At 69.3% G+C, this 13,940-nt stretch carries 13 protein-coding genes; 5 read left to right on the top strand and 8 right to left on the bottom strand.

Annotation, left to right across the window (positions count from 1 at the left end; translation table 11 throughout):
- Nucleotides 1-2: 2 nt before the first annotated feature.
- Nucleotides 3-1,193, bottom strand: a complete 1,191-nt coding sequence (gene bhcA, locus I9P22_RS12110) for an L-aspartate--glyoxylate aminotransferase BhcA (RefSeq protein WP_199259736.1) — start codon at nucleotides 1,191-1,193, stop codon at nucleotides 3-5.
- Between the two features lie 184 nt (nucleotides 1,194-1,377).
- Here bhcA and bhcR point away from each other — a divergent pair, with 184 nt between their 5' ends.
- From bhcR to I9P22_RS12095, 3 genes are all read left to right on the top strand, one after another.
- On the top strand, nucleotides 1,378-2,214 hold the full coding sequence (gene bhcR / locus I9P22_RS12105) for an HTH-type transcriptional regulator BhcR (protein WP_199259735.1): 837 nt from the start codon (nucleotides 1,378-1,380) through the stop codon (nucleotides 2,212-2,214).
- 179 nt (nucleotides 2,215-2,393) lie between these two features.
- A complete protein-coding gene (locus I9P22_RS12100; protein WP_233253355.1) occupies nucleotides 2,394-4,073 on the top strand; it encodes a DUF6345 domain-containing protein in 1,680 nt (559 codons plus the stop codon).
- Between the two features lie 86 nt (nucleotides 4,074-4,159).
- Complete coding sequence (locus tag I9P22_RS12095) at nucleotides 4,160-4,879, top strand: pentapeptide repeat-containing protein (RefSeq protein WP_199259734.1); 720 nt, start codon at nucleotides 4,160-4,162, stop codon at nucleotides 4,877-4,879.
- Between the two features lie 42 nt (nucleotides 4,880-4,921).
- Here I9P22_RS12095 and I9P22_RS12090 read toward each other — a convergent pair whose 3' ends face one another.
- On the bottom strand, nucleotides 4,922-6,394 hold the full coding sequence (locus I9P22_RS12090; protein WP_233253354.1) for a tetratricopeptide repeat protein: 1,473 nt from the start codon (nucleotides 6,392-6,394) through the stop codon (nucleotides 4,922-4,924).
- Between the two features lie 300 nt (nucleotides 6,395-6,694).
- Between I9P22_RS12090 and purM the strand changes: the two genes are divergently transcribed.
- Both purM and purN read left to right on the top strand, forming a co-directional pair.
- Nucleotides 6,695-7,741 carry a phosphoribosylformylglycinamidine cyclo-ligase gene (gene purM / locus I9P22_RS12085; RefSeq protein WP_199259732.1) on the top strand — a complete coding sequence of 349 codons (1,047 nt, stop codon included), beginning with the start codon at nucleotides 6,695-6,697 and terminating at the stop codon, nucleotides 7,739-7,741.
- The gene (gene purN / locus I9P22_RS12080) at nucleotides 7,738-8,334 is read left to right on the top strand and encodes a phosphoribosylglycinamide formyltransferase (protein ID WP_199259731.1); all 597 of its coding nucleotides are present in this window, start codon (nucleotides 7,738-7,740) and stop codon (nucleotides 8,332-8,334) included. Before purM ends, purN begins: the two co-directional genes overlap by 4 nt.
- Before the next feature lie 113 nt (nucleotides 8,335-8,447).
- Here purN and I9P22_RS12075 read toward each other — a convergent pair whose 3' ends face one another.
- From I9P22_RS12075 to I9P22_RS12050, 6 genes are all read right to left on the bottom strand, one after another.
- On the bottom strand, nucleotides 8,448-9,788 hold the full coding sequence (locus I9P22_RS12075; protein WP_199259730.1) for a branched-chain amino acid ABC transporter permease: 1,341 nt from the start codon (nucleotides 9,786-9,788) through the stop codon (nucleotides 8,448-8,450).
- A 13-nt stretch (nucleotides 9,789-9,801) separates the two neighbouring features.
- Nucleotides 9,802-10,803 carry a branched-chain amino acid ABC transporter permease gene (locus tag I9P22_RS12070; RefSeq protein WP_199259729.1) on the bottom strand — a complete coding sequence of 334 codons (1,002 nt, stop codon included), beginning with the start codon at nucleotides 10,801-10,803 and terminating at the stop codon, nucleotides 9,802-9,804.
- 2 nt (nucleotides 10,804-10,805) lie between these two features.
- Complete coding sequence (locus I9P22_RS12065; protein WP_199259728.1) at nucleotides 10,806-11,516, bottom strand: ABC transporter ATP-binding protein; 711 nt, start codon at nucleotides 11,514-11,516, stop codon at nucleotides 10,806-10,808.
- Nucleotides 11,516-12,394: an ABC transporter ATP-binding protein gene (locus I9P22_RS12060; RefSeq protein WP_199259727.1), complete on the bottom strand. Its 879-nt coding sequence runs from the start codon at nucleotides 12,392-12,394 to the stop codon at nucleotides 11,516-11,518. Before I9P22_RS12060 ends, I9P22_RS12065 begins: the two co-directional genes overlap by 1 nt.
- Nucleotides 12,395-12,503: 109 nt before the next feature.
- A complete protein-coding gene (locus tag I9P22_RS12055; protein WP_199259726.1) occupies nucleotides 12,504-13,688 on the bottom strand; it encodes an ABC transporter substrate-binding protein in 1,185 nt (394 codons plus the stop codon).
- Nucleotides 13,689-13,804: 116 nt separating this feature from the next.
- Nucleotides 13,805-13,940, bottom strand: a 136-nt coding sequence (locus I9P22_RS12050; RefSeq protein WP_199259725.1) for a helix-turn-helix domain-containing protein, incomplete at its 5' end; no start/stop codon positions are given.

The raw sequence follows: 13,940 nt of genomic DNA, 5'->3' as shown, positions 1-13,940 counted from the left end.
CCTCAGGCGGCTTTCTTCTGGGCGGTGGCGGTGGTCTGGCGGTAATGCTCCTGCGCGGCGGCGACGCCCGAGCCCAGCCGGATCGGCAGGCCCAAGTCGGCCATCACCATCTCGGCGGTGGCGATGCCCGCCAGCGCCATGGCGTCGGTCAGGCTGCCCAGGTGGCCGATGCGGAACACCTTGCCCGCGACCTGGCCCAGGCCGGTGCCGAAGGCCATGTCATAGGTCTCCAGCGCATGGCTGACGATCAGGTTGGCATCGAAACCCTCGGGCACGCGGATGGCGCTGACGCTGTCCGAGTAAAGCTCGGGGCGGACGGCGCAAAGCTTCAGCCCCCAGGCCTCGACCGCGGCGCGCACGCCGCCGGCGATGCGGCGATGGCGGGCGAAGACGTTCTCCAGCCCCTCGGCCAGCAGCCGCTCGCAGCTGGCGTTCAGCCCGTTGATCAGGCCGACCGGCGGCGTGTAGGGATAGCCGTTGCGGGCATAGCCGGTGGCCATGTCGCGGATGTCGAAGAAGGTGCGCGGCAGGCGGGCGGTCTCGACTGCTTCGATTGCCTTGGGCGAAAAGCCGACGATGGCCAGGCCCGGCGGCAGCATGAAGCCCTTCTGGCTGCCGGTCACGGCGATGTCCACGCCCCATTCGTCCATGCGGAAATCCATCGAGCCGATGGAGGAAACGCCGTCGACGAACAGCAGCGCCGGGTGCCTGGCCGCGTCCAGCGCCCGGCGGACGGCGGCAATGTCGGATTTGACGCCGGTCGCGGTCTCGTTATGCGTGGCCAGCACGACGCGGATCTCGTGGCCCTTGTCGGCGGTCAGGATCTCTTCGAAACGGTCGGCGGGGATGCCCTCGCCCCAGGGCGTCTCGACGAAGGTCACGTCAAGGCCGTGGCGCTGGCACATGTCGATCCAGCGATGGCTGAACATGCCGTTGCGGGCCGCCAGCACCTTGTCGCCGGGCGACAGCGTGTTGGTGATCGCCGTCTCCCAGCCGCCGGTGCCGGTCGAGGGGAACAGGAACACCTGCGCCGTTTCGGTTTTCAGCACCTTCTTCACCCCCTCCAGCGCCGGGTGCAGCATGCGCCCGAACACCGGCGAGCGGTGGTCGATGGTCGGCATGTCGACGGCCTTGCGCATCTCCTCGGGGATGTTGGTCGGGCCGGGAATGAAGATCGGGTTCTGGCTGGTCATGGCAATTCCTCCTGCGCTTGTGGACCAAGCTACGTTTTGCTGTCCATTGATGCAATTTTTCTGAAAAATATTTCGCAATCGCGGAAAAATGGCGTAAATTGGCGCAGAATCATGGGCTTGCCCTTTTCCAAAGTGCCTGCATGATTTTCAATAAATCAGAAATATTGTCGAAAGGAAAAATTGAATGTCGCTGCAGACCCGCAAGAGGGGCCGACCCAGGGGTCGCGCCGGGGGGCTTGGCGCCGAAGATTCGGGCGGCATCCGGGCGCTGGACCGGGCGTTGGACATTCTCGACCTGATCGCCACGTCGAACGGGCTGACGCTGACCGAGATCGCCCAGCGGCTGGACATGGCGCCCTCGACCGTACACCGGGTCCTGGTGACTCTGGCGGCGCGGGGCGTGGCGGAAAGCGACGGCCAGAGCCAGGCCTGGCATGTCGGGCCGACGGCCTTCCGGCATGGCTCGGCCTTCATGCGCCGCTCGGGCCTGGTCGAGCGGGCGCGGCCGCTGCTGCGCCGGCTGATGGAGCAGACGGGCGAGACGGCGAACCTGGGCATCCTGAACGGCGATGCGGTGCTGTTCCTGTCCCAGGCCGAGACGCATGAGACGATCCGCGCCTTCTTCCCGCCCGGCACCCGCTCGGCGCTGCATGCCTCGGGGATCGGCAAGGCGCTGCTGGCCCATGCCCGGCCCGCGGACCTGAAGCGGATGCTGCGCGAGCTGACGCTGGAGCGTTTCACCGACATGACCCTGACCGATCCGCAGGCGCTGCTGGAGGATCTGGCCCGCATCCGGGTCCGCGGCTATTCGCTGGACAACGAGGAGCGGACGCCCGGCATGCGCTGCATCGCCGCGCCGATCTTCGACCTGGCCGGCGAGGCGGCGGCCGGAATCTCGGTCTCGGGGCCCACCCTGCGCATGTCGGATGCGCGGCTGGCGGCCATGTCCGATGCGGTGATCGCGGCGGCGCGTGAACTCTCGCTCGGCATGGCGGCGCGCAGGGAGCCGGGCGAATCGTGATCCTGTCCCGGAATCGGGCTGAAATTCCTGGGAAACAATGAAAACCCGGGAATCGCCGGGCCGGGCCGGCTCGGGGCACGGATTCACATCCAGTTCACGCCGGCCGGCCTAGCCTGAGCCCCGAAGTCCGCGACTCTATCCTTCCGGGATCAGGCGCGTGTCCCGCAAGGAGCTTTGGCATGGATGATCACGTTCCCGATTTCGGCCTGGCGCGCGACCTGCGCGATCGGCGGGTGTTGCTGGACAGCGCTCCGCAGGATCCCGCCGAGGCCCCGTCCTGCGGGATACCGGATGCCTGCGAGACGCCCAGCCATGTCTATGGCGCCTGCAGCGTCGAGACCTATCGCGCCGCCGGGGCGCTGCATGCCGCCCATCGCGATGCCGGCGGCTTCCTGGACGCCGTGGACCGCTTCGCCACCCCGGATTACTGGCGTCGCGACGCCGCGGTGAAGTCATGGCTCTATGACCGCGCCGGGATGCGGCACGCGCCGGGCCGCGACATGGATTCGGTGCGGGTGTTCTACCATGCCGGCCATGGCCGCATGGATGACCGGGGCCTGTTCCACCTGCCGATGGGCGCGCAGTGGACCGGGACCGATTCCTGCCTGGGCGCGGACCGGATGCGCTTCGGCGACGACGCGCTGCGCTATCTGTTCTGGTCCACCAGCCAGTCGTTGCGGGTCGGCCCCGACCACGATCCGCTGCGCAGCTGGGCGCGGGCGAATGGCGGGCTGCGGATGATCTTCGGCTTCGACTCGATCTGCTGGGATTCCGGCCGCTACGGCCAGAACTTCTGGCAGCACTGGCGGATGGGCAAGTCCTTCTCGCAATCCTGGCTGGATGGCGCCTGGGACGTCGCGCATGACCAGAGCCCGGTGGCCTGCGCCTGCGGCGACAGCCGCGACGAGGCGCTGGCCACGCTGTTCGGCGAGCGGTGCTTCCGCGCTGCGCGGGCCTCGGCCGAATGGTGGGCGTGGCGCTGGAACCTGCCGGCGGCGCTTTACCAGCGCGAGCCGGCGCTGCTGCAGCCGCCGGCCGAGTTCTCGGCCGCGCGGCTGGTCCCGGTCTCGGAGGACCGGGCGCTGGCCGCCGAGGTGCTGTCGCGGCTGGGCTTCGATCCGGCGCTTCTGCATTGCCAGGCCGGGGGCGCGCTGGCCGTCCGCCACGGCCGCACCCGCTTCCAGCGGCTGGCCGACGGCCGCATCCTGCTGGAGCTGGAGCCCGGCACCCCCGGCAGCCTGCTGCGCGCGCCGCTGCAGCGCCGGGCGATCCTGGGCCGGGCCCGCAGCGCGCTGCGCCGCTACGGCTTTCTGCCGCCGGGCAGCGAGCTGGTCTTCGACCGCGTCGGCCTGGCCATGTCCGCCACCGCCAGCCTGCGCCGGCAGTCCGAGCCGCCAGCCGAAACCCTGGACGAGATCGTCGTGCAGTTCCGCCAGGCCCTTGACGGCATCCCGGTGCTGACCCCGGATGCCGGCAGCCTGCGGCTGGCGATGCGCCCGGACGGTACGGTGCTGCGCATCGAATCCAGCCTGCGCCGGATCGCCGAACGGCTGCCGGCCCGCGCCCATCGCGACGGCCAGCCCGACGACCCGCCGCCGCCGGTGTCGGCCGAGGGGGTGCCCGCGCCGCAGCCGGTGCCGGTCCAGCAGGCGCTGGCCCAGCATTCCGCCCGGCTGATGCGCGATCTGGCGGCGCGCGGCGCGGCGCCGCTGACCCTGCGCATCCTGCCGGGCAGCACCGAGATCGGATACGGAATCCGCAGCAACACCATGCGGCTCGTTGCCCGCCAGGGGATCGAGATCGAATGCGTGCGCGGCTTCCGCAAGCGTTACTGGATCCAGTCTGACCTGGGTGACTGAGGATCCGGTAGCCCGGAGGTGGAGGCAGCCACCTCCGGGCGCAATTCATGGGCGGCCCGGCCGACCGGGCTGGTAAAGAGGGTGGGATGGCGGAATTTACCCGGGCCGAGATCGTCCGGCGCATTGCAACGATGGGTTCCTTGCACCTGGCCGGCTCGGACCTGGCCGGGCTCGACCTGTCGGGAATGACCCTGGTGGGGGCGGACCTGTCCTATGCCGATCTGACCGAGTCCGACCTGACCGGGGCCCAGCTGGCCGGCGCCAGCCTGTGGTCGGTGCGGGCGGTGGGGGCGCGGTTCCACAGGGCGAACCTGGCCGGTGCCAGCCTGGGCCTTGCCGACCTGACCGGGGCGGACCTGCGCGACGCGGTGCTTGAACGCGCCGACCTGACCGGCGCCAGGCTCGACCGCGCCGACCTGACCGGGGCGCGGCTGCGCGGCGCCTGGCTCGATGCCATGCAGCGCGCCCTGGCGATCAGCGCGCCGCCGCTGCGCTATCCCGACCGGCGCCAGCGCGCCACCACCTGCATCCTGCACGAGGGGCACCTGGCCACGCTGGTCTCGCTGCGCTGCGGGGACCGGCTGGAGATACATCTGCAAACCTCGCCCGATACCTCGGCGCGGGCCGAGATCGTCGCCCGGCTGGACGGCGAGCCGATCCTGTCCGGGCCGGAACCCTGCGCGCCCGCCTCCGAGGCCATCCGCATCCTGACCTTCCTGGCCCTGGCGCCCGGCCGCGCCCGGCTGGTGCTGGAGCGCGGCGAGGACGGGCCGCCGGTCTCGGTCGAGCTGCTGGTCGTGCCCTGAGCGCGTCCCGACCGCGCCTTGGCCCGCCCTTGCCGCCCTGTATCAGAGCCCCGAGCGGGTGATCTCCATCAGCCCGGCCATGCGCAGGGTCTTCACCGGATAATCGGGATGCGCCATCAGCTCCAGGGTGAAATCCGGCTCGACGCGGCGCAGATGCCGCAGCGCATCCGCCGCCCCGGCCCTGTCGCCGCGATGATAGCGCAGCGCCGCCAGGAAGCGCAGCGAGGGGCGGTTGTCCGGCGCGAAGGCAAAGGCGGCTGCAGCGGAATTCTCGGCATCGCCCAGCCGGCCCAGCCGCACCAGCACCTGGGCCCGGCGCATCAGCCAGCAGGCCGGGCCCAGCACCGCCAGCGCCCCGCGCGCCCCGCGCTCGGCCGCCTCCAGCGCCTCCTGGTCGCGGCCCACCTCGGTCAGCGCCTGCGACAGGGCATGGCAGGCCAGTTCGTTGTCGGGGTCGTTGCGGCAGGCGGCCTGCGCCAGCTCCAGCGCCCCCACCGCATCCCGCCGCCTGGATGCCGAAAGCGAGGCCACCGCCAGCACCACCGGGTTGTTCGGCGCCAGTTCGCGGGCGCGGCGGGCGAAATCCTCGGCCTCGTCCGAGCAGCGCCCCGGATCCTCGGTCAGCCGTTCGAGGATCAGGGTGTTGCGCAGATAGGAACGCAGCGCCAGCCCGACCGCGCTCTGCCGCTCGGGCGGCAGCTCGGCCAGCACCCGATCGGCCGCCTCCAGCCGCTCGCGCGAATAGCTGAACACGTCCCAGATCGGAAAGGTCAGCCATTTCGCCGAGGCGGTGCGCCGCGCCCGGTCCAGCAGCGCCACGGTGATCTGCGCCACCGCATGGCGCATGGTCGCGGTCTCGTCCGCCGCGCGAATGGTGAAGCGCCGGGTCCAGCCGCGCCGGCCGCTGGGCAGGTCGCGCATCACCACCATCAGCGAACAGTCGATGCCGGCGGAATAGCACAGCGCCACGACCTGGGTGCCCAGCTGCTGGGCGGTCTCGACCCGGTCGGCCAGCATGGCCGGGATCATCTCGCAGGCCCGGGCGGCGGCCTCGTTCACCACCATCTCGCCGATGACATGGGCGCGGCTGTCATTGCTTTCGACCGGGTCCAGCGCGACGACATAGCCGCTTGCCGGCGGCTCGGCGGACGGGCGCAGCAGGGCCGGGGCTCCGGGGCGCCGCCGCGGCCCGTCGCATTCCGGCAGCAGCCGCAGCCGCATGTCGCGCAGCCAGCTCTCGAATTCCGGGTCGGGAATGTCGATGTCCGCGGCGAATTCCAGCGGCGTGCCGCCGGCGTCATAGACCGGCGTCAGGTCGATGCGCAGCCGGTCGGGATCCAGCCCGACCCAGCCCACCCCGGTCAGCAATATGTCCCTTTCGTCGCCCATCTGGCAGCGCAGCTCGCGCAGCATCTGCCGCAGGCTGTCCGAGCCCTGCTGCTTGCCGCGCTCGCTCCACAGCAGGTCCTGCAGCCGCGCCCGGCTCAGCCGCAGGTCGGGGGCCGTGCCCAGCAAAGCCAGGGCTCCACGCGCTTTTTGGCTGCGGGGCGTCAACTCGTTGCCGCTTGCGCCGCGCAGGCGCACGGAACCCATCAGACTCAGCGTGGCTGGCATGGCGACTCGCCGCTTGGCTTCGTGTTGGTCGGATATTGCCCATTATGGCGCAACCCACCGCGAAACAACAGGAACACTTGCCGGCAAGGGGTGGGGCAGGGGCCGCGCCGCCTTGCCGGGAATCGCCGCAGGATCGCAGCCGATCATTGCCTGTCGGCCCGGCCTGCGCTATCGGGGCGTCAAAGCAAGGGGGACCCCAAGATGACCGAGCGCAAAAGCGGCCTGTCCTATGCCGAGGCCGGAGTGGATATCGACGCGGGCAATGCGCTGGTCGAAAGGATCAAGCCTGCCGCCGCCGCGACCCGGCGCCCCGGGGTGATGGAGGGGCTGGGCGGCTTCGGGGCGCTGTTCGACCCGCGCGCCGCCGGTTATCGGGACCCGGTGCTGGTGGCGGCGACCGATGGCGTCGGCACCAAGCTGCGCATCGGCATCGACACGGGCGCGCTTGACGGGCTGGGCATCGACCTGGTGGCGATGTGCGTGAACGACCTGGTCTGCCAGGGCGCCGAGCCGCTGTTCTTCCTGGACTATTTCGCCACCGGCAAGCTCTCGGTCGACGAGGCCGCCCGCGTCATCGCCGGCATCGCCGAGGGCTGCCGGCGCTCGGGCTGCGCGCTGATCGGCGGCGAGACGGCCGAGATGCCGGGCATGTATGCGCGCGGCGATTTCGACCTCGCCGGCTTCGCCGTCGGCGCGATGGAACGCGGCACGGCGCTGCCTGCCGGGGTGGCGGATGGCGACGTGCTGCTGGGCCTCGCCTCGGACGGGGTGCATTCCAACGGCTTCTCGCTGGTGCGCAAGGTTGCCGAACATGCCGGGCTCGGCTGGGAATCGCCGGCGCCCTTCGGCACCGGCACGCTGGGCCAGGCGCTGCTGGTGCCGACCCGGCTCTATGTCAAGCCGGTGCTGGCGGCGATCCGGGCCGGGGGCGTCCACGCGGCCGCCCATATCACCGGCGGCGGCATCACCGAAAACCTGCCGCGGGTGCTGCCCAAGGGCCTTGGCGCGGAAATCGACCTCGACAGCTTCAGCCTGCCGCCGGTCTTCGACTGGCTGGCCGAGGCCGGCGACATCGCCGAGGCCGAGATGCTCAAGACCTTCAACGCCGGAATCGGCATGATCCTGGCCGTCGCCGCCGAACGCGCCGCCGAGCTCGAGGCGCTGCTGCAGGATCAGGGCGAGACGGTGGTCCGCCTTGGCCATGTCACCCCGGGAGAGGGCGTGCGCTACAGCGGCCGGCTGCGGTGAAGCGGGTCGCGATCCTGATCTCGGGCGGCGGCTCGAACATGGTGAAGCTGGTCGAGTCGATGACCGGGGACCACCCGGCCCGACCGGTGATCGTCGGCTCGAACGACCCGCAGGCCGCGGGCCTGGCCCGGGCCGAGGCCCTGGGCGTGCCGAGCTTTGCCGTGGACCATCGCCATTACAAGGGCGACCGCGCCGCGTTCGAGGCGGCGCTGCTGGAACCCTTGCTGACGGCGCAGCCCGACATCCTGTGCCTCGCCGGCTTCATGCGCATCCTGACCCCGGATTTCGTGCAGCGTTTCCGGGGCCGGATGCTGAACATCCATCCGTCGCTCCTGCCGAAATATCCCGGCCTGCACACGCATCGACGCGCCATCGAGGCGGGTGATGCCGAGGCCGGCGCCACCGTCCATCTGGTCACGCCCGAGCTCGATGCCGGCCCGATCCTCGGCCAGGCCCGCGTCCCGGTCCTGTCCGGCGACACGGCCGAGACCCTCGCTGCCCGGGTGCTGGTGCAGGAACACCGGCTCTATCCCGCGGTGCTGCGCCGCTTCGCCCTGGGCGACCAGAGGCCGATCACCCTGACTGCGGCATAGGAAAAAAGGCGCAAGTCCTGCGCCCTTCTTTGTTCTCCAAATACCCTGGGGGTGCGGGGGCAAGGCCCCCGCGAACTCATCCCCCCCCCCCCCCCCCGAACTCAGAACCCCTGCTATTTCTCGGGCACCAGCCCGCGCGGCGCGAAACGCAGCACCAGCAGCAGCACCAGCCCCAGCGCGATGAAGCGCATATGCGGCGCGCTGCCCAGCATGTGGCTGCGGAACGCCCCCTCGGGCAGCGGCAGGGTGATCAGCCGCATCAGCTCGGGGCCCCAGACCTCGGCCTTGATCCACAGGAACCAGATCAGGATCGCGCCCAGCACCGCGCCCCAGTTGTTGCCCGAGCCGCCGACGATCACCATGACCCAGATCAGGAAGGTATAACGCAGCGGGTTGAAGCTGTTGGGCGACAGAAGCCCGTCCAGCGTGACCATCATCGCCCCGGCCAGGCCGATCACCGCGCTGCCGATGACGAAGATCTGCAGGTGCCGGCGGGTGACGTTCTTGCCCATGGCGCCGGCCGCGGTCTCGTTGTCGCGGATCGCGCGCATCATCCGCCCCCAGGGCGATTTCAGCGCCAGTTCGGCCAGCAGGATCAGCGCCAGCAGCACCGCGGTGAACAGGCCGGCATAAAGCAGCTTCACCCAGATCCCCGAGGCCAGCCCCGGGCTCAGCCCCCATTCGGCGGCCCGGGCCACGAAGCCGGGATCGGCCTGCAGGTCCACCTCGTAGGGCACCGGGCGCGGGATGCCCGACATGTTCTTGACCCCGCGCGACAGCCATTCCTCGTTGCGCATCACCGCGACGATGATCTCGCCGATGCCCAGCGTGGCGATGGCCAGATAGTCCGAGCGCAGCCCCAGCGCCACCTTGCCGACCCCCCAGGCCGCGGCCGCGGCCATCAGCGCGCCGACCGGCCAGGACAGCAGCACCGGCCAGCCGAGCCCGCCGATATTGCCGGCCGAGGCCGAGTTGTTGGCCTCGATCGCGGCGACGGCCGGGTCGAACAGGAAGCGGTAGAGCACGAAGCCCAGCACCAGCACCGCGATCAGCGCCAGCACCCGCGGCCGGCCCGGCACCCGTTTCCAGACCTGCGCCGCCAGCACCAGCGTGCCCAGGCCCACGGCCAGCGCCAGGATCACCCGCGGCCCGCCCGCCGCCCAGGCGCCCTGGACCGGCGGGGTCGAGACCAGCACCGGCGCCAGCCCCCCCAGCGCCAGGAAGCCCACGACCCCGGCGTTGAACAGGCCCGCATAGCCCCATTGCATGTTGACCCCCAGCGCCATGATAGCCGAGATCAGCCCCATGTTCAGGATGCCGAGCGCGGTGTTCCAGCTGCCCGAGAACAGCGCGTTGCGGAATGTCCCCTCGGCCAGGAACAGCAGGGCCAGCACCAGGAACAGCACCGGCGCGCGCCAGGCGCCATGGGCTTCGGCTTGACGTGTATGCGACATGGTGAAGCCCTCCTCAGACGGATTTGCCGCGGAACAGGCCGGTCGGCCGGAACAGCAGGACGACGATCAGGATCACGAAGCTGACCGCGAACTTGTATTCGGTCGAGAGCAGCTGCAGCAGACCCTCGGGCTGGAAGCCCAGATAGTTGGCGATCTTCTTCCAGGGATAGGTCACCGCCACCTCGGAAAAGGCGACGATGAAGCCGCCCGCGACCGCGCCCAGCGGATTGCCCAGCCCCCCCACGATGGCGGCGGCGAAGATCGGCAGCAGGATCTGGAAATAGTTGAAGGCCTTGAAGCTCTTGTCGAGCCCGTAGAGCGTGCCCGCCGTCACCGCCAGGGCCGTGGCGATGATCCAGGTCAGCCGCACCACCCGCTCGGGGTCGATGCCCGAGAGCAGCGCCAGATCCTCGTTGTCGGAATAGGCCCGCATCGCCTTGCCGGCGCGCGAGCGGCTCAGGAAGCGGAACAGCGCCCAGCAGGCCAGCGCGGTGACGGCCAGCGTGATCGCCTGGCTGACGCGCAGCGACAGCCCCTCGCTCAGCCCGGTCCAGGCCCGGAACTGCTGCACCGAGACCAGGAAGCGGGCGCCGTCGTCGAAGCGGATCTCGTCCACGCCGATCACCAGCCGGGTCAGCCCGTTCATGATGAACATGACCCCGACCGAGGCCATGACCAGGATGATCGGGTCCGAGCGTTTGCGGCGATAGAAGCGATAGACCGTCCGGTCGGTGCCCAGCACGAAGACCGAGCATAGCGCGATGCCGATGGGCAGCGCCAGAAGTGCGGTCGGCACCGGGCCCAGGTCGATGCCGATGGCCTGCAGGCCCCAGGTGACCAGGATCACCAGCGCCGTGCCGAAGGCCATGGTGTCGCCATGGGCGAAGTTGGAAAAGCGCAGGATGCCATAGATCAGCGTCACCCCCAGCGCGCCAAGCGCCAGCTGCGCGCCGTATGAGGCGGCGGGGATCACCACGAAGTTCAGGATCGCCACCAGGGCGTTCAGGATGTCCATGGTCAGCCCCCCAGGAAGGTGCGGCGGACCTCGGGATCGGCAAGAAGCGCCTGTCCGCTGTCCGTGTAACGGTTGGCACCCTGCACCAGCACATAGCCGATATCGGCGATCTCCAGCGCCTGCCGGGCGTTCTGTTCCACCATCAGGATCGAGATTCCAGTGCGGGCGACTTCGATGATGCGGTCGAAAAGCTCGTCCATGACGATGGGCGAGACGCCCGCCGTGGGCTCGTCCAGCATCAGCAGGCTGGGCTTGGTCATCAGCGCCCGGCCGACCGCGACCTGCTGGCGCTGGCCGCCGGACAGCTCGCCCGCGTTCTGCTTGCGCTTGTCGGCCACGGCCGGGAACAGCTCATAGACCTGGGCCATGGTGTCGCGGAAATCGTCCTCGCGGATGAAGGCGCCCATCTCCAGGTTCTCCTCGACGGTCATGGTCGGGAAGATGTTGTGGGTCTGCGGCACGAAGCCCATGCCCTTGCGCACCCGCTCCTGCGGGGTCAGGGCGGTGATGTCCTCGCCGCCCAGGGTGACGCGGCCCTCGCGCAGGTTCAGCATGCCGAAGACCGCCTTCATGGCGGTGGACTTGCCGGCGCCGTTCGGCCCGACGATCACCGCGATCTGGCCCTTGTCGACGGTCAGGGTGCAGCCGTTCAGGATGTCGGCCTTGCCATAGCCGCCGTGCATGTCGGTGGCGGAAAGATAGGGTTCGGTCATCACAGGTCCCCCGCCGGCTTGCCGTCGCCGCCTTGCCCGGCCTCGGCCCCCAGGCCGGGTTGGGCGCCATGGCTTTCGCCGAAGGCGCTTTCCTCGGCCAGTTCGGCCGCGACCTTGTTCTTCAGGCCGGTGCCCAGATAGGCCTCGATCACCGCCTCGTTCTTCATGATGCTGTCGGCCGATCCCTCGGCCAGCACCTTGCCCGCCGCCATGACGATCACCGGGTCGCAAAGCCGGCCGATGAAATCCATGTCGTGCTCGATCACGCAGAAGGTATAGCCACGCTCCTTGTTCAGCCGCACGATGGCATCGCCGATGGTGCCCAGAAGCGTGCGGTTCACGCCGGCGCCGACCTCGTCCAGGAACACGACCTTCGCATCCACCATCATGGTGCGGCCCAGCTCCAGAAGCTTCTTCTGGCCCCCGGACAGATTGCCGGCCTTTTCATCGGCGACATGGGAAATGGTCAGGAATTCAAGCACCTCGTCGGCCTTGCGGCGCAGCGCCCGCTCTTCCTCGCGGATGCGGCCGCGGCGCAGCCAGGTGTTCAGCAGCGTCTCGCCGCACTGGCCGCCGGGCACCATCATCAGGTTCTCGCGCACCGTCATCGAGGAAAACTCGTGCGCCAGCTGGAAGGTGCGCAGCAGGCCCTTGTGGAACAGTTCATGCGGCGGCAGGCCGGTGATGTCCTCGCCCGCCATGGTCACGCGGCCGGCAGTCGGTTTCAGAACCCCGGCGATCACGTTGAAAAGAGTAGATTTTCCGGCACCGTTCGGACCGATCAACCCGGTGATCGAGCCGGTCTCGATGGTCAGGCTGGCGCCGTCCACGGCGCGGAAGCCCCCGAAATGTCGGTGCAGGTCATGGACCTGAATCATGTCGCTCCCCAACTTCATGCCTTGCATGAAGAATTCCCATTAAGGGATTGTCGTATATTGCAGAAAGGGCCCGGATTTCACCGGACCCCCTTCCGGATCTCCCCGTTGCTCAGCGGAAGCCGACCACGTTGAGCTTGCCGCCCTTGAAGTCCACCTCGCGATAGACGCCGGCGCTTTCGCCGGGCTCGACCAGCTCGACCGAAGTGGCGCCGACATAGTCGATGTCGGTGCCGGCGGCCAGCAGCTCCAGCCCCTTGGCCAGCTCGCCCGGATAGATCTTCTCGCCCGGCGCGTTGGCGACTTCCATCACCTTGTCCTTGTAAACCTTGGGATCCGAGGACTTGGCGGCCTGCATGGCCAGCAGCATCAGCGCGCTGGCGTCATAGGATTCGCCGGCATAGGCCGAGGTGCCGTCGAAGCCCGCCGCCTTGGCCAGTTCGGCGAACTTGTCGTGGCCTTCGCCCTCGGCCGAGGGGTTCTGGCCGAAGGAGGTTTCAAGCTGGGTGCCGAATTTCTCGACCAGCACGTTGTTGACCATGCCGTCGGGCAGCACGAAGGTCTCGAAGGCGCCGGTGTCCAGCGAGCCCTGGATCACGCCCGAGCCGCCCTGGTCGGCATAGCCGGCCACGACCAGCGCGTCGCCGCCGGCGGCGGCCAGCGCCGCGACCTCGGCCGAATAGTCGGCCTTGCCGTCGTCATGGGCCGAGACCACGGTGACGGCGCCACCCTTGGCCTTGTAGGCCGCGGCGAAGCTGTCGGCCAGACCCTTGCCATAGTCGTTGTTGGTATAGGTCACCGCCACCGACTTGATGCCACGTTCCAGCACGATGTCGGCCATGACCTCGCCCTGGCGCGCGTCCGAGGGCGAGGTGCGGAAGAAGAAGCCCTTGTCGTCGATGGTCGAGAGCGCCGGCGAAGTGGCCGAGGGCGAGATCATCACCACGCCCTGCGGCACGCCGACCTGCTCCAGCGAAGCGATGGTCTCGCCCGAGCACATGCCGCCCATGACGCCCTTGACCCCCTCGGCGGTGACCAGGCGGGTGACGGCGGCGACCGAGGCGGCCGCGTCGGTGCAGGTGTTGTCGGCGACCACCGGGGTCACGGTCGAGCCGTCCAGCAGCTTGCCGCTGTCGCTCACTTCCTTCATAGCCAGCTCCGCGCCCTTCTGCATGGCGGGCGAGATCGACTCCAGCGGCCCGGTCAGGCCCAGCGAGATGCCCATCTTGATCTCCTCGGCACCCGCGGCGCCGGCAAGCAGGCCCCCGGCGACACTGGCAAGAAGAAGCTTTTTCATTCCTAGTCTCCCTGAGTGGAACATTGTCCTGTCAGACAGGTTATAAGCGCGCCGTCGAAAAGAAAAGCGGCTTGGAGGGCGGTCAGCACGGAAGACAGGCGCGGAAGATCGTCCCCCTACCGGCTTTCGGCTTCTCTTTGTCGATAGGGTGTGCTGCCATAGGTTGCGCGGTAGCATTTCGAGAAATGGGCGGTGCTTGCGAAGCCGCAGGCGAGGGCGATCTCGATCATGCTCATCTCGGTCTGGACCAGC

The sequence above is a fragment of the Paracoccus binzhouensis genome, from assembly GCF_016446475.1.
Lineage (GTDB): Bacteria > Pseudomonadota > Alphaproteobacteria > Rhodobacterales > Rhodobacteraceae > Paracoccus > Paracoccus binzhouensis.
Note: the sequence above shows the minus strand (reverse complement) of the source record. Positions and strands in the feature narration are given on the sequence as shown.